The organism is Acinetobacter sp. ANC 4973 (genome assembly GCF_002135275.1).
Lineage (GTDB): Bacteria > Pseudomonadota > Gammaproteobacteria > Pseudomonadales > Moraxellaceae > Acinetobacter > Acinetobacter kyonggiensis.
Map to the genome: position 1 here is coordinate 1 of NZ_NEGM01000004.1, position 17,513 is coordinate 17,513.

Consider the following 17,513-nt stretch of genomic DNA (forward strand, 5'->3'; position numbering starts at 1 on the left):
TTAATGATCTTCTTGCTGATTCGTCATCAACAAGCTAGGTCGGCTATACTACTCTCTTTCCAGAGAAAGTCAACAGGTTTTGTTAAATTCTTTTCCGACAAACCCAAGTTTAAATCTAATCTTAAAATCTCATTCGAAATCTTAACAATCCAACCAACTCATTGATTTACCAGAGGTTTTATTTAACATCACCGCCGATGGATACGCATTATAGGGGAAAAAAATTCTCATGCAACCCCTTTCTTTAACTTTCTTTATCGGATGAGTGTTTATCACTCAAAATTAGTCTTTTTTCTTATTTTTTGCATGCAAAAGGTACAGAATTGGCAAATTCATCACGCATTTTTTCTTGTTTATTTTTTTCTTGCCATGTTAATGAGCGACAATCGATATATTCACAGTAGCCACTTTCGCCAATTTCTTCATGATGATTCATTTTAAGCTGATATTTAAAGCTCCCAACATAACCAGCAGCTAAACCAAATTTAAAATCTCCACGACTTTGCGCTTGCACAGAAATACATGTGCCATCTTTACCCTCATAACCCCATTCAAATTCACGGGGCAGATACATAATTTGTCCATTCGGCGTTTTCACCTTTGGATAAACACGATGTACTTTAAAGCGCACATTTTCATCAAACATTTGCGCAATGCCGGTCTTGCCATCGCGTAAATACAAACGAGACTGCAAAATACCGTTAAAAGAATCTCGAACTTGCGCCAATAGCAACTGGCGATTATTTTTCAGATTAATCACTTGATAGGTAAAAAACGCCAAAGGCAAATATGAAAAGTTAATTGAGCGTGCATATTCAAAACAACCCATTTGCCGAATTGCCATTTTTTGTTCTTTATAAATAATCTCGCCTTCACATTGACACAATAAAGACCAATGATCCGCCAGCCCCATACGTAACTTGGTAAAATAAGAAATAATATTGCTGGTGGTAATGGATAAATCAAAACTCAACTCTTTATCTTTGCGCTGAATACGAAAATGAGGAAAATTCCCTGAAATCATTTCCCGATCTGCAAATTGAAAGTATTCTTTTTTAAAATGACATTCTTGTTTAATTGAATAAGAGTTCAATTGCCCAACCATATGCGGGCTGACACTGGCAATAATGGTCGCGGTATCTAAAGCAGTGGAGTGAATCGCACTTTCATTGCGAAGCATTGGAGCATTGGGCTGACCAATAATGCTTAGAAAATTTAAATAATGTAAGGGTGCGGGAAGGTTCGGAATAATCAAGCCTTGATGAATGGTTTTATACCGACCTTTTTGCGCATGGTAAGCCAACTGCGCCTGAAATGGAGCTTGATTGAGTTGTTTAGACTGATCCAATAAATCGTGAAACAACTGCATATCATGCTCCTTTTTATTTTCAGTATCGCTATCTCATTTTTATGTTGTGGTATTTTTTCTGGCCATAAATGTGGTCACAAAGCCAGACAGTGCGTAGATAATAGAAATCACTAAAATACCTACAGGAATATTATAAGTCATTGCAGCAAAGATAAATACCGCAATAGGTAACACCGCAAAAGGCACACGTTTACGATCAAATGTTTTAAATGAATAATATTTAATATTGGAAATCATTAACAAACCAACGGCAACAATCAGTACTGCATTGGTAATTTGTACACTGAGTTCACGTAAATCAAAAATATCTGGGAAGTCGCGCCCCACCCAAACCATGGTAATCATTAAAATGGCAGCCAACGGACTGGCAACGCCAATAAAGTAGCGTTTATCGACCACGCCTATTTGCACATTAAAACGCGCTAAACGAAATGCAGCACAAGCGGTATACACAAAACAACAGGCCAAACCAATACGACCTAAATCATGCAAACTCCAGCTATACATTAAAATAGCAGGTGCCACACCAAAAGCCAGTAAGTCAGACAACGAGTCATATTGTTCGCCAAAAGCACTTTGTGCACCAATTGCACGAGCCACACGACCATCCAAACCGTCGAGTAATGCGGCAAGAAAGATGGCATAAATGGCATGGGTAAAATCACCATTCATACTCGCGATAATGGAGTAAAAGCCCGACAGCAACGCTGCCGTGGTAATGAGATTCGGCCACAGATAGATTCCACGACGTTTCACCTTTTGTCCCTCTTGGGTATGCTCTTCTTCTTCCACTTCAAAAGTGATGCCATCAAATGCATGTTCATCGCGGGCAGAAGATTCACTTTCAGGTTTATTTATACTTGTCATTCTTATCGATCCTAACTGTAACCTATCTCTCTTAAACGTCTATCTTATTCGCCAACCAACCAACGCACAGCAGCATGTCCGCCATTTTCACTCATGCGTAAATGCGGGAATAACCACTGCAATGCTTCATCAGCATCTTGTGAGAATTTCCAAGGTGGATTAATCACCAGTAAAGCACAACCGTTTAAACCGACTGGCGTATCATCTGGCCATACACAAATTTCACACACCAATTGACGACGAATACCTGTTTTCATCATTTTCTTTTCAAAACGATCAATCATGGCGCGATCTTTAATTGGATACCATACAGCAAAAACACCTGTCGGCCATTTTTTGTGTGCAGTCGTCAACAATTCGACCAATTGCGGAAAATCTTTACGTTCTAATTCGTAAGGTGGATCAATCATGACTAAACCGCGTTTTTCTTTTGGCGGAATAACCCCTAACAAGCCTTCATATGCATCACGTTCATGCAAGCCTGCACGGCGGTCACGAATATTGAAATATAATTCTTGAAAAACTTCTTTTTGCATTTCAAAAATAGTGGCTTGATCAATATCACGCATGCCTTCTAGCGCAAACCATGGTGAACCAGGATAAGCCCCCTTACCTGAACCAGCACGCATATCTTCAACAATTTTAAGATATTGCTTAACGGCTTCAGGTGCATTACGGGTAATTGAATCATCCAGCTTTACTAAGCGATGAATACCCGTTAAAAACTCACCTGATTTTTGTGCTGCAGAGGTCGATAAATCATATTTACCCGCACCACCATGCGTATCGATATAGCGATAAGGTTTATCTTTGGCATTTAAACGTGTTAAAAGTTGCAGTAATAACACATGCTTCATGACATCGGCAAAGTTGCCTGCATGGAAATGGTGACGGTAATTCATGTTTCTTTAATTCCTATAATCAACAGACATTTTAGCATGAAAAAATGTTTCGTTCCGCAGGATATCTTGCTCTAGAATACGCCAGCCTTTTCTATATCATTTTTGAGTATATGTGTATGGATGCAATTCAACTCCCAAAGTCTTGGAATGTTGATCAAATTATTGGAGATTTAGATCAACATGGTTTTACCGTCATTGACAATGCTTACCCTTTAAACTATGTACATGCTTTAGTTAAAGAATGCACAGCGAACCTCAAGCTTTTCCGTGATGCCGCGATTCAAAGTGGGGTGGTCAGTCAAATTCGTAGTGACCATATTCTCTGGATTAACGATGAATTAAAAATAGCACAACAACATATCGAAACCCTGACAGCGCTCTCTCAAGATTTAAATCGAAATTTTTATTTGGGTATAAAAGAAGTCGAAGCACATTTTGCCTGCTATAACGCAGGAGAATATTATGCTTTGCACCGTGACAACCCACAAAAGAAAAATGATCGAGTCATTTCTACGGTTTATTATTTGCATGAAGATTGGCAAGAGGACTGGGGTGGCGAGTTACATCTACAAGATAAAAATGAGCAATGGCATATCATTCAACCTAAACCAAACCGTATTGCGCTGTTTCAAAGTGATTTATTACATGAAGTGATTCAAGCCAAACATCAACGTTTATCCATTACCGCTTGGTTACGTAGCGGTCAAAACTTATTCTAAGTATTGATCATAAGCAAAACAGGATGCGAGATTTGCCTTTAAATTCGTGCGATTGCCCCGATATACTGAGCATTCATCAAAGAGGTATAGGCTAATGTTTGAAAATACAAAACAAGTTATCGAGCGTATCGGTGAGACAGACCAATTGTATTTGGAAAACAATACACCTGCCCTCGCTTTAGAACGTGCAGATTTACGCTTACAACTGGTGATTTTTAGTAATTTGCGTCAAGAACAGATTCATTTTTTGCAAGAAGCCGTGGTGCTGCTAGAACAAGCACGGATTGAACATGAAGAAATGCCGATGTCTTTGTATTTAAATCTGTCCTTGCATCTCGCAAAAGCCTATATGTTGTATTTCGAAATTACCAAGGAACAGCATTTCGCTTTAATTACCCAGCAAATTTTAAAACCGCTGAGCCAACATGAGCATAGTGATATTTACTTTTTCCTTGCCTATGCATCGATTTCTAGAAATGAAACTGCACTGACACGTCACTGGCTCGGTAAATACCGTCAAACAGCTGAGTTTGATTTAGAGTTACTACAGAAGCATCCTTCGTTTAAAGTCCTACACGAAGAATTTTGGTTTACGAAACTGATTCAAAGTAAATTGCATTAAGCTTAAAAATTAAAAAACTCCTGAAATCAGGAGCTTTTTTATGTCTTTTTTTAATATCACGAACGCTTACAAAACACTTATACAGCCAGACACAAGCAAAATAGGTTTTACATTTATAGTGGTCTAGACCACCTGTAATTTATAGGCATCCAAGTGTAATTGCTGATTTAATTCATCAATCCACATCGCCCAGTCATCATCTTGCACCAAATGACTAATCAAAAAATCTCGCTGAGATTTATTCCAAAAAGAGGCATCGTGTAAATTTTGATGTGCGGGTAATTGATGGGTGCGCACATATAATTCAATCGCTGCTGGGCTATTCGCCAACCCCAATTGTGAAAACAATAATGCTAAGGATGGTGTATTTTGATTGAGCATCTCGCCCTCCTTATCAACTAATCTGTCATTTATTATTCAATTAACTTATAAGATATTGATAAAAAAACCTAGTCATAAAACTAGGTTTGTTGTTTCAATTTGTATTCACAGCTCGCATGACCCTAAAAGCTGATTTTCGACATGTAATTGCTCATTTAAAATATCAACCACCATTGCCCAATCATCATCTTTTTTCCAATGACTGATAATAAAATCATGCTGTGACGGTGTCCAAAATGGAGCTTTATGCAGCGGTATATCCATGGTCAATTGATGTGTTTCGATAAACCGATCGATGGCTTCTGCACTCGCGTCGAGTCCCAATTGTTCAAAAAAAAGTTCTAATGTCGGCTGCTGATCAAACATAGGGTTCTCCTCAAATCTTGCTTACTTTCTTCTAAGTTAGACCGAAGCCTCTGCAAGTTCAGTTGTCACTACATCACAGCATGTTATTTTTTGTTCAACACAAGGTGACAATTTATCTCTATTGACAACTATGCATATTTTTAAAGCATAAAAAAGCACCCCTAAGTGGAGTGCTTTTTCTCTAATTCAAAATCAGCTTAAGCTGAAATCAATTAGTTAAACAAATGAGCAATCGCAGCACGTTCGCCTTCTAACTCTTCAAGCGTTACGTCCATACGTTCACGGCTGAAAGCATCAATTTCTAAGCCTTCAACACGCGTGTATTGACCATTTTCACAAGTCACTGGAACACCGTACATAACGCCTTCTGGAATACCATAAGAACCGTCAGAAGGAATACCCATTGTTACCCATTCGCCATTTGTGCCAAGAGCCCAATCGCGCATATGGTCGATTGCAGCATTCGCAGCAGAAGCAGCAGATGAAAGACCACGTGCTTCAATGATTGCAGCGCCACGCTTACCAACGGTAGGAAGGAATACGTTTGCATTCCATTCTTGGTCGTTGATCATGTCTTTAACGCTTTCACCGTTGATTGTTGCAAAACGGTAGTCAGCATACATCGTTGGAGAATGGTTACCCCAAACAGTAAGATTTTTGATGTCTTTAACTGCTTTACCCGTTTTAGCCGCAACTTGGCTAAGCGCACGGTTATGGTCAAGACGAAGCATAGCAGTGAATTGACCTGGGTTTAAATCAGGAGCAGATTTCATAGCAATATAAGCATTCGTGTTCGCAGGGTTACCTACAACAAGAACTTTAACGTCACGGCTTGCGTGGTCGTTAATTGATTTACCTTGAACAGTAAAGATTTTAGCATTTTCTTGTAAAAGCTCAGCACGTTCCATACCAGGACCACGTGGACGAGAACCTACAAGTAAGCAGTAGTCAGCATCTTTGAATGCAACATCTGGATTATCAGTACCGATCATACCTTCTAAAAGAGGGAATGCGCAGTCTTCAAGTTCCATCATTACGCCTTTAAGCGCAGCTTGAGGTTTCTCAAAAGGAACTTCGAGCAATTGCAAAATAACTGGTTGATCTTTACCTAACATTTCGCCGCTTGCGATACGGAATAATAGGCTGTAACCAATTTGACCTGCAGCGCCAGTAACGGCAACACGAACTGCTTGCTTCATCTAATTATCTCCAATAGAGGATATTCAATGCGATTAAATAGTTAGTCCATTTAATCTAATCATCATAAACGCGAAAGATTGTACTCCAATCTTTTGGCAGTTGCATGTAAAAGAGAATGGATTTCAACAAAAGTATAATGGGAAATATGAATAAAATTGCAAAAAAACGCTTAGTAAGAACCTTTTATTATGAATGACACAGGACAATTCGTTTCAACTGTCGCTGGACATTGTTTGTACTGACCATTATTTTTGTAGCACAGTTTCACCTCGGTCAAAATAGGCGTTCCATGTGAAACTGAACAATTAAATTTAATCGCATTGACTGGCAAAGTCGGATTCAAACGTAAAAACCGTAAGCGAAGATTCGCTATATGCATAGGACGTGTTTCAGGGCTGGTCAATTCAGCAGGGACTTTGAGCCGTTCAGCATAATTAATTATGGTACGAAAATATTGACTGGCATTCATCGGGATACAACCGCCAATCGCAGACCAAAGCTGAACTCGTGCATTTTCATCGGGCATGACACGTGCCACAACTTTCGCTTGCAATGGTGATAAAGCCGCAGAAGATGCCGTTTTGCATTCTGACTCTGATGTTTCAGGGAATAAACCCGCAATATTCAGAGAATAACCTTCTAAACATTTTCGTTTTTTTGACTTTTGAGTATCCAATAGACACACAGCAGGTGTCATTTGTACCAGCATCACATAGCCCTGCACCGGCGCTGCAAAAACATGAGATGTAAACATACCCAACCCGACACTGCTCGATATCAACAGTGCGAACCGGGTTAAAACTGCTGTGTACTCAAAAAATATCATTAACAAGTCAGACCCATCAACAAAATTAAAATGATTAAGGATTATTCTTTAATGGAATAATATTCATACGTTTTTCAATGGATTGTGCACCTTGTCCAAGCAACACCCCATAATGCGTTGCGTTGGTCATCACATGTTTTACATAATCGCGAGTTTCAATGAGTGGAATCGTTTCAGTGTATTGATCTGCTGCAATAGGTTGTACATCGGGTTGCCAACGACGTGCTCGGTTTGGCCCTGCGTTATAACCAGCAGTGGCTAAAACAGGACTATTACTGAGCTGGCTCTGAATCATAGACAAATAAAAGGTGCCATAGCGAATATTGGTGTTCATATCGGTTAATGCCGCAGGGTTATAAGTTTCACCCATCTGGCGCGCCACGAGTTTTGCGGTATCTGGCATAATTTGCATGAGACCGCCCGCTCCAACATGTGAGCGCGCATTTGAAACAAAACGACTTTCTTGACGCATCAAGCCATACGCCCATGCAGGATCGATACCTGCATTACGACTGTGGCTAACCACATAACTTTGGTGCGGCATGGCATAGCGATAAGCATAATTATGTTTATTTTCAGTACGGTCTGCCGCATATATCGCACGGTCATACCAACCCATATCTGTGGCACGTTTCGCTGCCGCAAGCAGCAAGCCATCATCATGTTTTAAATATGCCTGACGGACTGCCCAATTCCATTCACGATTAATATAATTGTCAGGTGCATTGACACGGCGTAAAGCAAAAGCACGGCTGAAATGAATATCTTGGTTTAAGCGCTGTATATCACTGTTTGACGGTTGCACATTATTTGGAATGTTATTGTAACTTTGCCCCAAGTGATCTTTGGCCAATAAATTATGATAATCATCACCATGTGCCAATCTTTTAAAGATTTCTTGTGCAGTGCGTTTAGAACTGGCATCTCCGCGCTGTTCAGAAGCACGTGCTAACCAATATTGCCAACGGTCTTCTTGTTTTTGCGACACACTCATGGCATCAATGGCACGAATTAAACTTTCCCAACTGCTGAAACGAATGGCTTGACGGGCGTAAATTTCGGCTTCTTCGACACTAAATGGTAATCCATAACTGGCATCTAAATAATCCAACACTTCACGATTGAAATTATTTTTCATCACCGTGGTGCCGCCAATATATCCGACAACACGATATAAGGCTTTTTGCACTTGCACAGGTGTTCCTTGTGCCGCGCGTTGTACAGATGATATTGCCGAATTTAAATCACTGTCGGCTAAACGTCCCAGCGCAAAGACTAAATAGGCATGATCAGTAGCGGATGCTTTGGGTGCAGACCATAAATAATTTAACGGGTTGGCTTGAATTTGATTAAGTTGAGATAACGATAAGCTCATCCCCAAGGTTTGTGCAGTCGCCAAAGCCTGACCCGACTGCCCTGCTCGAAGCTGCCCCCATAAGCGCTGTTGACGGTCTTGCTCTGTCATTAAAGGACTAGAGAGCATCATGCGCCCCAAACCCATACAAGGTTCAGGTTGTGAATTGGTGTTTAGCCAAACATCCTTATATTCAGCAAAAACCAGAGAATCACCCAACTTTGCGCGTACCTGAGCCACAGCACAGCTTTCTGCTTGATCCGCATTGGTTACATACTGCAAAACAGGTTGTGCTGTTGCGAAATCGGCTTGTTTGACTTTTTCTTCAACGTAATCCGCTGCTAATTTTTCAGCCATGGCGGATTGCGGATAGCGCTGGGCAAAATTAACAATATTGCTCGCGGGTTGGATCGCTAAATTCGCATTCAGTGACCAATACTCAGGATAATAACCCAAAACATCATTTTGCATAGACGTTTGGAATTGTTGCAGCAATCCGATATTTCCAGTGTTAGCTGCTTGTAAAGCATCATTAAATTGCTCATCTGCTGCATGCGTCACCGACACATATCCTGCTGATGCCAAACCTAAAGCAAGCACTTTATAATATTTTTTATTGATTAACTGATTGAACATATGCTTGCCTTCCGTCATTTAGTGTTGCCTTGATCGCACCTAATCATTTTTAAATAGTGTAATTACTATTAAACTACGCTACTGTTCTGTTGTGTAACCTTATGATTAGACAATATTAATTTTCCAGCATTTTTACCTCATAAATCAATCTTCTGGTCTGCTTATTTATGACTATAAGTTTATCTTCAATTCCTGCTAAAATGTGCGCCTTTCTTCTATTCAAATCGTAATTTTTAATCATTCTGGCTGGCCCCCTTTTTCCAAATTCATTTTCAAGCATACGTTGAAATAGCGCGGAAAAGGCAGCTCACTAGAGCCCTTTGCCTCAAGGTAATGGGTATATTTAATTGCGATTTCTTCGATTTATTTTTAGGAGCCTACATGACGGTTCAAACCTTCATTCCCAATAGTGCCCAAGCTGCTTCAGAAAACACTGTTACCCAGCCACAGCACACCCCAGCCGACGGATCAGTGAAAAAACTGTATATCGAAACGCAAGGGTGTCAGATGAATGAGTATGACAGTCACCGTATGGCAGACCTTCTCGGCGACTCGCACGGTTATGTGCTGACCAAAGATCCGAAAGAAGCCGATATTCTGCTCATGAATACCTGTTCAATTCGTGAAAAAGCCCAAGAAAAAGTGTTCTCTGAACTGGGTCGCTGGCGCAAACTGAAAGAAAAGAATCCTGATTTGGTGATTGGCGTCGGTGGTTGTGTAGCCTCGCAAGAAGGTGACAACATTCAGAAACGTGCACCTTATGTCGATATGGTTTTTGGCCCACAAACCTTACACCGTTTGCCACAAATGCTCGATCAGCATTCTGAACAGATTGAAAAACCAAAGAAAGATAAAATTAAGTTGGTGGATATTTCTTTTCCTGACATCGAAAAATTCGACTTTTTACCTGAACCACGGGTTGAAGGTTACAAGGCCTTTGTTTCGATTATGGAAGGCTGTTCAAAATACTGTTCTTTCTGCGTAGTTCCCTATACTCGCGGTGAAGAAGTTTCCCGTCCACTAGATGACGTACTGGCTGAAATTGCTGGTTTGGCTGAAAAAGGCGTGCGTGAAATTTCGCTTTTAGGTCAAAACGTGAATGGTTATCGCGGTGAAACCTTCGAAGGTAACATTTGTACCTTTGCAGATTTACTGCGTTTAGTGGCTGAAATTCCGGGCATTGGTCGTTTGCGCTATACCACGTCACATCCACTTGAATTTAACGATGATTTAATTGAATGCTACCGTGACCTTCCACAAATGGTTTCACATCTGCATTTGCCCGTACAAAGTGGCTCCAATGATGTTCTGCAAGCCATGAAGCGCAACCATACCATTGATGTTTACATCGATAAAATTGCGAAACTACGCCAAGTGCGTCCAGATATGCATTTATCGAGTGACTTCATTATTGGCTTCCCGGGTGAAACCGATGCACACTTTGAAGAAACCTATCAATTCATTCAAGATTTAGATTTCGACCATTCTTATAGTTTTATCTATTCCAAACGTCCGGGTACACCCGCTTCTGAATTACCAGATAGTACGCCTGAAGATGTGAAAAAAGAACGTCTTGGCAAAGTTCAAAAATGGATTAAACGTTCGAGTATTGATAAAACAGATGCCATGCTGGGCACGATTCAACGCGTCTTGATTGAAAATGTCTCGGATAAAGATCCAAACCTGTTGGTGGGTACTGCCGATAACACACGTTATGTCAGCTTTATTGGTGATGCAGCATGGGTTGGTCGCTTTGCAGAAATCGAAATTACCGAAATTAAAACTTTGAATTTTGTTTACGGTGAGCTATTGAATCTTGAGCCTGACGTGGCGTAATGTAAGCAGATAGATTTAACTTCCCAAAAGGATATCTCTTGACTGCAGCGATTCGACGTACAGTGGCTTTTCCGGGTATTTCAGTAGATCGTTTAAAAAGCATGCTTGGTGCTTATAACGGTCATCTGAAACAAATCGAACAACGTTTAGATGTAAAAATTTCTCACCGTGGTGATAGTTTTTTTATCGATGGTGATATTGATACGGTTGAGAGAGCTGAGGTTTTATTGCAGCGCTTACATGAAGAAGCCGAAATCTCTCAACAAATCAGTGCCGACACACTACATTTGATGATTCAAGGCAGTCAGACCGATCGTGAGTTACAAATCGATCCTGATCAAGAACATACGGGCCTAGACGAGGTTTGGTTACAAACGCGTAAAGGTCGAATTAACCCACGTGGTGCAAACCAAAAGCGTTATGTACAACGTATTTTGCAAAGTGATATTTCTTTTGGTATAGGTCCGGCAGGCACAGGTAAAACCTACCTTGCCGTTGCCGCTGCTGTCGATATGCTGGAACGCAATGAAATCCAGCGTATTCTACTGGTTCGTCCCGCCGTTGAAGCCGGTGAAAAACTTGGTTTTTTACCGGGCGATTTAAGCCAGAAAATTGATCCCTATTTGCGTCCACTTTACGATGCTTTATATGAAATGCTGGGTTTTGAAAAAGTCGCTAAACTGATTGAACGTCAAGTGATTGAAGTCGCACCGCTGGCTTATATGCGTGGTCGTACCCTCAATCATGCTTTCGTGATTTTAGATGAAGCGCAAAACACCACACCTGAACAGATGAAAATGTTTTTGACCCGTTTAGGTTTTGGTTCACGTGCCGTGATTACGGGTGATATTACTCAAGTCGATTTACCACGTGGTCAACAGTCGGGGCTATCTCATGCCCTGCGTGTCATCGAAAACGTGAAAGAAATTCATATTACTCGTTTCCATTCTCGTGACGTGGTACGTCATCAGCTGGTACAAAAAATTGTCGAAGCCTATGAAGGATGGGACAGTGAACAACACCGTCTAAGTGCAGAAGCGCGTGCAGAACGCAAAGCCCTTCAAGAAGCGCTGATTGCTGAAAATAATGCTGCTGCCGATGCTCAAGACTGACTCAAATATTCAATGAATTAAGGATTCATGTTGAAACTTAGCCTCTCTTTACAGCAAAATTTTCAAGCGCCTGAATTGGTGCTGAAACGTGCTTACCTCAAAAAGGTGGTAGAAACCTCGTTACGTCACATTGCAACACAAAGTAACTGCGAAATTGGTATTGCCTGTGTCGACAATGCTGAAAGCCAGCAACTGAATTTGGAATATCGTGGTAAAGACAAACCGACCAATGTATTGTCCTTTCCAAGCGACCTTCCCGATGAAATGGCGGCAATTTTAGATTCATTCCCAATTGGCGATTTGGTGATTTGTATTCCTGTGGTTTTACAAGAAGCGCTAGATCAGCAAAAAACACCGATTGAGCATTTCACCCATATGTTGGTTCATGGCACATTACATTTAATGGGTTATGACCATGAAACCTCTGAGGCAGATGCCGAGGAAATGGAAGCTTTAGAAATTGAAATTCTAAAAAAACTCGGTTTTGATAACCCTTATACCGAGCAAGACTAGAATCTGACAATTTAAAAGCGAGCGTAATGCTCGCTTTTTTATACTCCATATTGGGGCTTCACCTCACCCTAACCCTCTCCTTAAAGGAGAGGGAACTTTCAATCTTAATTTAACATCGGTAGTCCCTCCTCCTTGTGGGAGGAGGTTAGGTGGAGGGTAAATCTAATAAAATTTTTATCATTCTCATCCAAATTTTTTCTAAAAGCATAAAAAACTCTCTTTTTATTCATACCTTTTAAACCAGATTCACTATTCTTTGCTTGAAAAGAAACATTACTTCTCTTATAAAAGATCAATCCAAGAAAATAAAAATACCTTTAAAGACCAATCAAAATATAAGGGCACATTCATGAAAAAAATGCTGACTGCACTCTTCTGCATTTCTTCTTTAGCTTTCAGTTCACAGCTCTACGCCAATAACGAAACGGTTTGTACCGAAGCAAAATTTCAAACGACAGATAGCGCGTGGGCAGGACATTATTATTTACAAGGTGTGATGGAGGTCGGTTCTGAACTTTTACTTGAACCCAATGGCAAATTTAAATGGTATCTTGCAGTCGGTGCATTAGATCAATATGCTGAAGGAACATGGTGGAAAAATGGCAATTGTATTGGTTTAAAAGCAGCATCCAAATATGCCAAAAAATTAGAAATATTCCCAACCCGTTTAGAAATTCATGACAAAAATTTAGCCGTAACTTGGCTTGGCGGACAGCAAGATGGTGTTTATCGCCTTGCTGAATCATTGCCATGAATCCATTTAAATTCGGCTTATTTCACTTCAAATTCAGCTTCGGCTGGATCAAAGCGCCAAGTTCGCACTATACGTAGCTCTGAAATTTCTTTCATACCTTGATCAAAAGCACCAAAAGGTGCGGCTTTACGCACTGAAGCTTTGGCTGCCTCATCAAGCAAACCATGTCCTGAACTATCAATTAAACGAATGGCACGAATTCCGCCGCTCTTATTTAGAATAACCATTAAACGCACTTCCCCTGCCAATTGTTGCGCCTTGGCCGCATCGGGATAATAACGGTTGCCGTAAAATTCAACTTTTTGGCGAAATTTTTCTAAATAAGCCGCTGAAATATCTTGTTTTGCCTGAATCCCATCGACCGTTTTAATCTTTTGCTGACGACTAAAGTTTTGCTGTCGTTGTAAATATTGTGCTTCTAAACTTGCCACCATCGCTGCTTTGGCTTGAAACTGACTATTCAGCTCTTGCATCGCTTTTTTACGTTGATTTTGTTCTGCTTCCTTTTTCCAACTTAAGGTGGTCATTAAAACTTTTTCATCAAAGCTTAATTCACGCTTTTGTTGTATTTTCTCTAAACTTTCTTGCTGTTGCTCACCAGCACTTTGCTCAAGCATGGGTGCTGGCATATCGCTCGACATTCGGTGTGCTTCACGAAATGTGCCTGAACCCTGCTGATCGGCCTGAGCCAAAAAATCAGCATTTTCAACTTTGTCCTTCGTGGGACGCAAAGTCACCGCAATCTCTTTTACTGCGGCATCACTTTCTTGCGGCATTGCAAATTGCAAAGTTAAAATAATTAAATGCAGAACGGCAGCTAAAATCACTGCGCCGCTAAAAATAGGATCTTTCCACCACGCATACATTAAAGGTGTAAAACTGATTTTCTTAAGCATCACATTAAACCGACAAAATGTCTGGTTCCCCAAACTGTATAAAAACAGCATAAAATAAATACAGCTTCCACTTTTGAATAAAAAACGAGAATTCAATCAATAAGCGAACTGCATAGAATTAAAATCATGAAAATGGTGCAATTAATTTTGCTAAACTGCAAGATGGAATACTTGTATTTTTAATACTTTCGACAAAACCTATCGAAGTCCAAAAAGATTCACTTGCTAGGATGCTTTATATGCAAACGCTAATATCCAATATCTCTAAACGTATACGTCAAGTGTACCAAAAAGCAGAGGGATTTATTGAAGATGAGCGTGATTTCCCATTATCCCAAGTTTTTCTCAATGCCACTTTTCAGCGTTTTGTCACCGACAATGTCTCTATGCTCAAAGATCTGCATGCAGACTTACATGATGACTGGTTGCGTTTATATGCAACACTCGATGTCAAAGGTTTATACATTACGCTTTCTGTCGATTTAAAACTAATTCAAATGGAAATGAATAAAGATATCCAGCTGATTGTTTTTGAACAAATCGGTGATACGACCGTTATTGAAGCGAAATTTAAAAATATAGTGCAAAAAATTGCGGTCAACTTTGCTTTATTTTTCTACCAAAAAGTCCTAAATAAAGATCCTTTAGGTATGATTCTTGAAAAGTTAAAAGTCATTAAAGTTAAAGATGATTTACTGCATTTGGACTTAAATCGCTGGTTAGGCAAAAACCGTTCAATTATCGACACCTTAGCCAAAGTTCATGTCAACCATGCCGTATTACGCGAAGCTGAATTGGTGATCATTGGCAATGTCAATCTGACTGCTTTATTTAGAAAAATGTCGGAAGAACCAGTAGACAACTGGAGCGTAGAAGATGATCTAGCGGATACAAAAGCCAGTTCAATTAAGCAAAAATAAACTGAACTGTTTTCAAAATTGGAATCTGTATTTTTATCCCCATAAAAAACTACATAAAAATACAGATTGGACAAAATTTCGAATTTTATCTTCATAATCAAAGTGCATAATAGAAACCAAGCAAGAAATTTGCACTTTATTCAAACTTCATAGGAAGACTGTACTTATGGCTCACAATGTATTGAAAACAATTGCGATGACCTCTGGTGTAACCGCTACACTGTTGTTTGCTGGTTTCTCAAACCAAGCATTTGCCATAAGTCCATTCCAAGCAAGTTATCAATTTAGCTATAACGGCAAAAATATGGGCTCGGCAACACGTAATTTAAGCAAGTCGGGCAATAACTGGACTTATGTTTTTACGGCAAAAGCGGGTGCTATCGCATCTGCCACGGAAACCAGTCGTTTTAGCTTCAATGGCAACCAGATTGTTTCAGATAGCTTTAGTCGCAGCAGTAAAATTTTAGTGCATAACAACACCATGAGCATAAAATTCAACCCAAGCACTAAAACTATTTCCACCAAGAAAGATGATAAAGCACGTTCTTTTGCATGGAAAGCAGGTGTTCTGGATGAACTAAACGCAGAATTACAACTGCGTGAAGACTTAAAAGCCTCCGGTTTAAAATCGAGTTATGCCATAGCAGATGCGAAAGAAGTTGAAGCACGTAAATTTGTCAAACAAGGTTCAGAGAAAGTAAAAACCTCTTATGGAACTTTCGATACCATTAAAGTCATCATGAAACATGATAAGCCAAACCGCGATACCATTTTTTGGTTAGCACCTAAACTTGATTATGTACCAGTGAAAGTTTCTCACCAAGATGGCAAAACATCGTACGGTTTGCTGCTAACTGGGTATAAAGGCTCCACGAATTAATCGATTTGATCAATTTTGCTTGCATTTTTTCAGCGCCTTTTTAAAATACGCCTTTGCTTGAAAAAGCATCCGCCCTTAGAGGACTCTCCTGTGCACGCACTAGAACAGAAAATCTTAAATGAAGGTATCGTTCTATCTGATCAAGTTCTGAAAGTTGATGCTTTCTTGAATCATCAAATTGACCCTGTATTGATGCAGCAAATTGGTAAAGAATTTGCTGCTCGCTTTAAAGATGCAGGCATCACCAAGATTATTACCATTGAAGCTTCAGGTATTGCTCCTGCAGTAATGGCAGGTTTAGAACTAGGCGTGCCTGTCATTTTCGCGCGTAAATATCAATCTTTAACCCTAAAAGATGACTTATATCGCTCTAAAGTATTCTCTTTCACCAAACAAACTGAAAGCACCATTGCGATTTCCAACAAGCATATTAACGCGAGTGATAAAGCATTGGTGATTGATGATTTCTTGGCAAATGGTCAAGCTGCTTTAGGTTTAATTGACCTGATTCACCAAGCCAATGCAGAAGTTATTGGTGTCGGTATTGTGATTGAAAAATCTTTCCAAACAGGTCGTGATCTACTTATTGAGAAAGGCTACCGAGTTGAGTCTTTGGCTCGTGTTAAATCTTTAAGTAACGGTACAGTTGAATTTGTTCGTGACTGAGTTTCGGTCTGAATTTTAAAAGAGCGCTTAGGCGCTCTTTTTTTATTTTGGAGAAACCGGACATTTTTATTTGGGGCTTATAAACTAGATTCGTATAACGACCATTGTGTTAAATGGGATGGAAATTTAAACTTACCATTCACCACGCTTACATAACTTATAAGTTCGTTCGGCAAATGTCTTAATTTGAACCTTTATACCTTCTTGTAGTTCTGGAATATGTCCATAATATTGTCTAGTGTATGCCTCATCTATTAAATTTAATCTACGAGATAATTCTCTACCCTTAAATTGTTTTTTAATAGCATTTCTATATTCCATCTGATCCATACCACTTTGACGTACTGTCATAACTTCTCTAGCAATTTCATAGAAATCCTCACAATCATCTATTTTTTCAGCAAATACTTGTGTTGACGAAAGTAAAATTAGCAATAAAAATATTTTTTTCATTATTAAGCTTTTCCCCGATTTATAAAATATGAATCTTTGATTCTCTATAAGCTTGCTAAGTCTCATGTCTCACCCAATATATTATGACTCTATTACAAATGAAGCACGTCTCTTAGAACAATTAGCTGTTACTAGTAAAGAATCTATATCTGCTCTTCAAAATATATATCCAGAAATAGAAGAGCCTCTTATGGTGACCCGTTTTTCTTCAGAAATAATGGAATATAAAGTTTGATTAATT

The 17,513-nt window shown here is 39.6% G+C and carries 20 protein-coding genes; 10 read left to right on the forward strand and 10 right to left on the reverse strand.

The genetic code is table 11. The features are described from left to right. Positions 1-295 precede the first annotated feature (295 nt). From B9T30_RS05930 to B9T30_RS05940, 3 genes are read right to left on the reverse strand one after another with little or no spacing between them, the layout of a single operon-like run. Entirely contained in the window at positions 296-1,369 is a 1,074-nt protein-coding gene (locus B9T30_RS05930; protein WP_086184197.1) for a DUF6670 family protein, read from the reverse strand. 39 nt (positions 1,370-1,408) lie between these two features. Next, entirely contained in the window at positions 1,409-2,236 is an 828-nt protein-coding gene (pssA, locus tag B9T30_RS05935) for a CDP-diacylglycerol--serine O-phosphatidyltransferase (RefSeq protein WP_086184198.1), read from the reverse strand. A gap of 44 nt (positions 2,237-2,280) precedes the next feature. Further along, positions 2,281-3,138, reverse strand: coding sequence for a 23S rRNA (adenine(2030)-N(6))-methyltransferase RlmJ (locus B9T30_RS05940; RefSeq protein WP_086164596.1), 858 nt, complete (start codon positions 3,136-3,138; stop codon positions 2,281-2,283). Between the two features lie 116 nt (positions 3,139-3,254). Between B9T30_RS05940 and B9T30_RS05945 the strand changes: the two genes are divergently transcribed. Further along, positions 3,255-3,857: a 2OG-Fe(II) oxygenase gene (locus B9T30_RS05945; protein ID WP_086184199.1), complete on the forward strand. Its 603-nt coding sequence runs from the start codon at positions 3,255-3,257 to the stop codon at positions 3,855-3,857. A gap of 94 nt (positions 3,858-3,951) precedes the next feature. Continuing rightward, positions 3,952-4,479 carry a hypothetical protein gene (locus B9T30_RS05950; protein WP_086184200.1) on the forward strand — a complete coding sequence of 176 codons (528 nt, stop codon included), beginning with the start codon at positions 3,952-3,954 and terminating at the stop codon, positions 4,477-4,479. A gap of 123 nt (positions 4,480-4,602) precedes the next feature. Here B9T30_RS05950 and B9T30_RS05955 read toward each other — a convergent pair whose 3' ends face one another. The 5 genes from B9T30_RS05955 to B9T30_RS05975 all read right to left on the reverse strand — a co-directional run bounded on the left by B9T30_RS05955 (position 4,603) and on the right by B9T30_RS05975 (position 9,260). Next, positions 4,603-4,860 (reverse strand): DUF2789 family protein, encoded by a 258-nt coding sequence (locus tag B9T30_RS05955; RefSeq protein ID WP_086164599.1) that lies wholly within the window; start codon positions 4,858-4,860, stop codon positions 4,603-4,605. 105 nt (positions 4,861-4,965) lie between these two features. Continuing rightward, the gene (locus B9T30_RS05960; RefSeq protein ID WP_086164600.1) at positions 4,966-5,226 is read right to left on the reverse strand and encodes a DUF2789 family protein; all 261 of its coding nucleotides are present in this window, start codon (positions 5,224-5,226) and stop codon (positions 4,966-4,968) included. A gap of 212 nt (positions 5,227-5,438) precedes the next feature. Beyond that, positions 5,439-6,425 (reverse strand): malate dehydrogenase, encoded by a 987-nt coding sequence (locus B9T30_RS05965; protein ID WP_086184201.1) that lies wholly within the window; start codon positions 6,423-6,425, stop codon positions 5,439-5,441. Positions 6,426-6,595: 170 nt separating this feature from the next. Further along, positions 6,596-7,252, reverse strand: a complete 657-nt coding sequence (locus B9T30_RS05970; RefSeq protein WP_086184202.1) for a ribonuclease I — start codon at positions 7,250-7,252, stop codon at positions 6,596-6,598. 34 nt (positions 7,253-7,286) lie between these two features. Beyond that, positions 7,287-9,260: a lytic transglycosylase domain-containing protein gene (locus tag B9T30_RS05975; protein ID WP_086184203.1), complete on the reverse strand. Its 1,974-nt coding sequence runs from the start codon at positions 9,258-9,260 to the stop codon at positions 7,287-7,289. A gap of 363 nt (positions 9,261-9,623) precedes the next feature. Between B9T30_RS05975 and miaB the strand changes: the two genes are divergently transcribed. The 4 genes from miaB (at position 9,624) to B9T30_RS05995 (ending at position 13,457) form a co-directional block, all read left to right on the forward strand. Then, entirely contained in the window at positions 9,624-11,078 is a 1,455-nt protein-coding gene (gene miaB, locus B9T30_RS05980) for a tRNA (N6-isopentenyl adenosine(37)-C2)-methylthiotransferase MiaB (protein ID WP_086184204.1), read from the forward strand. Positions 11,079-11,116: 38 nt separating this feature from the next. Next, on the forward strand, positions 11,117-12,190 hold the full coding sequence (locus B9T30_RS05985) for a PhoH family protein (protein WP_086184205.1): 1,074 nt from the start codon (positions 11,117-11,119) through the stop codon (positions 12,188-12,190). A gap of 30 nt (positions 12,191-12,220) precedes the next feature. Beyond that, positions 12,221-12,703: an rRNA maturation RNase YbeY gene (gene ybeY, locus B9T30_RS05990; RefSeq protein ID WP_086184395.1), complete on the forward strand. Its 483-nt coding sequence runs from the start codon at positions 12,221-12,223 to the stop codon at positions 12,701-12,703. A 349-nt stretch (positions 12,704-13,052) separates the two neighbouring features. Further along, complete coding sequence (locus B9T30_RS05995) at positions 13,053-13,457, forward strand: hypothetical protein (protein WP_086184206.1); 405 nt, start codon at positions 13,053-13,055, stop codon at positions 13,455-13,457. Positions 13,458-13,474: 17 nt separating this feature from the next. On the opposite strand, the gene B9T30_RS06000 is transcribed toward B9T30_RS05995, so the two are convergent. Beyond that, positions 13,475-14,353 carry an energy transducer TonB gene (locus B9T30_RS06000; protein WP_086184207.1) on the reverse strand — a complete coding sequence of 293 codons (879 nt, stop codon included), beginning with the start codon at positions 14,351-14,353 and terminating at the stop codon, positions 13,475-13,477. A 239-nt stretch (positions 14,354-14,592) separates the two neighbouring features. Here B9T30_RS06000 and B9T30_RS06005 point away from each other — a divergent pair, with 239 nt between their 5' ends. The 3 genes from B9T30_RS06005 to B9T30_RS06015 all read left to right on the forward strand — a co-directional run bounded on the left by B9T30_RS06005 (position 14,593) and on the right by B9T30_RS06015 (position 16,819). Next, a complete protein-coding gene (locus tag B9T30_RS06005; RefSeq protein WP_086184208.1) occupies positions 14,593-15,273 on the forward strand; it encodes a hypothetical protein in 681 nt (226 codons plus the stop codon). 166 nt (positions 15,274-15,439) lie between these two features. Further along, complete coding sequence (locus B9T30_RS06010) at positions 15,440-16,153, forward strand: DUF3108 domain-containing protein (protein WP_086184209.1); 714 nt, start codon at positions 15,440-15,442, stop codon at positions 16,151-16,153. Between the two features lie 90 nt (positions 16,154-16,243). Further along, on the forward strand, positions 16,244-16,819 hold the full coding sequence (locus tag B9T30_RS06015; protein ID WP_004650431.1) for a xanthine phosphoribosyltransferase: 576 nt from the start codon (positions 16,244-16,246) through the stop codon (positions 16,817-16,819). 132 nt (positions 16,820-16,951) lie between these two features. Here B9T30_RS06015 and B9T30_RS06020 read toward each other — a convergent pair whose 3' ends face one another. Next, complete coding sequence (locus B9T30_RS06020; protein ID WP_143223195.1) at positions 16,952-17,272, reverse strand: hypothetical protein; 321 nt, start codon at positions 17,270-17,272, stop codon at positions 16,952-16,954. Between the two features lie 64 nt (positions 17,273-17,336). Between B9T30_RS06020 and B9T30_RS16475 the strand changes: the two genes are divergently transcribed. Further along, positions 17,337-17,507, forward strand: coding sequence for a hypothetical protein (locus B9T30_RS16475; RefSeq protein WP_171264127.1), 171 nt, complete (start codon positions 17,337-17,339; stop codon positions 17,505-17,507). The last annotated feature ends 6 nt before the right edge of the window (positions 17,508-17,513 follow it).

Excerpts from the sequence above, each read along its gene's own strand:
- B9T30_RS05965 (WP_086184201.1), bottom strand. The coding sequence starts at position 6,425 with ATGAAGCAAGCAGTTCGTGTTGCCGTTACTGGCGCTGCAGGTCAAATT.
- B9T30_RS05950 (WP_086184200.1), top strand. The coding sequence starts at position 3,952 with ATGTTTGAAAATACAAAACAAGTTATCGAGCGTATCGGTGAGACAGAC.
- B9T30_RS05970 (WP_086184202.1), bottom strand. The coding sequence starts at position 7,252 with ATGATATTTTTTGAGTACACAGCAGTTTTAACCCGGTTCGCACTGTTG.
- B9T30_RS05995 (WP_086184206.1), top strand. The coding sequence starts at position 13,053 with ATGAAAAAAATGCTGACTGCACTCTTCTGCATTTCTTCTTTAGCTTTC.
- miaB (WP_086184204.1), top strand. The coding sequence starts at position 9,624 with ATGACGGTTCAAACCTTCATTCCCAATAGTGCCCAAGCTGCTTCAGAA.
- B9T30_RS05945 (WP_086184199.1), top strand. The coding sequence starts at position 3,255 with ATGGATGCAATTCAACTCCCAAAGTCTTGGAATGTTGATCAAATTATT.
- B9T30_RS16475 (WP_171264127.1), top strand. The coding sequence starts at position 17,337 with ATGTCTCACCCAATATATTATGACTCTATTACAAATGAAGCACGTCTC.
- pssA (WP_086184198.1), bottom strand. The coding sequence starts at position 2,236 with ATGACAAGTATAAATAAACCTGAAAGTGAATCTTCTGCCCGCGATGAA.
- B9T30_RS05930 (WP_086184197.1), bottom strand. The coding sequence starts at position 1,369 with ATGCAGTTGTTTCACGATTTATTGGATCAGTCTAAACAACTCAATCAA.
- B9T30_RS06000 (WP_086184207.1), bottom strand. The coding sequence starts at position 14,353 with ATGCTTAAGAAAATCAGTTTTACACCTTTAATGTATGCGTGGTGGAAA.
- B9T30_RS05955 (WP_086164599.1), bottom strand. The coding sequence starts at position 4,860 with ATGCTCAATCAAAATACACCATCCTTAGCATTATTGTTTTCACAATTG.
- B9T30_RS05940 (WP_086164596.1), bottom strand. The coding sequence starts at position 3,138 with ATGAATTACCGTCACCATTTCCATGCAGGCAACTTTGCCGATGTCATG.
- B9T30_RS05975 (WP_086184203.1), bottom strand. The coding sequence starts at position 9,260 with ATGACGGAAGGCAAGCATATGTTCAATCAGTTAATCAATAAAAAATAT.
- B9T30_RS06010 (WP_086184209.1), top strand. The coding sequence starts at position 15,440 with ATGGCTCACAATGTATTGAAAACAATTGCGATGACCTCTGGTGTAACC.
- B9T30_RS06005 (WP_086184208.1), top strand. The coding sequence starts at position 14,593 with ATGCAAACGCTAATATCCAATATCTCTAAACGTATACGTCAAGTGTAC.
- B9T30_RS05960 (WP_086164600.1), bottom strand. The coding sequence starts at position 5,226 with ATGTTTGATCAGCAGCCGACATTAGAACTTTTTTTTGAACAATTGGGA.
- B9T30_RS06020 (WP_143223195.1), bottom strand. The coding sequence starts at position 17,272 with ATGAAAAAAATATTTTTATTGCTAATTTTACTTTCGTCAACACAAGTA.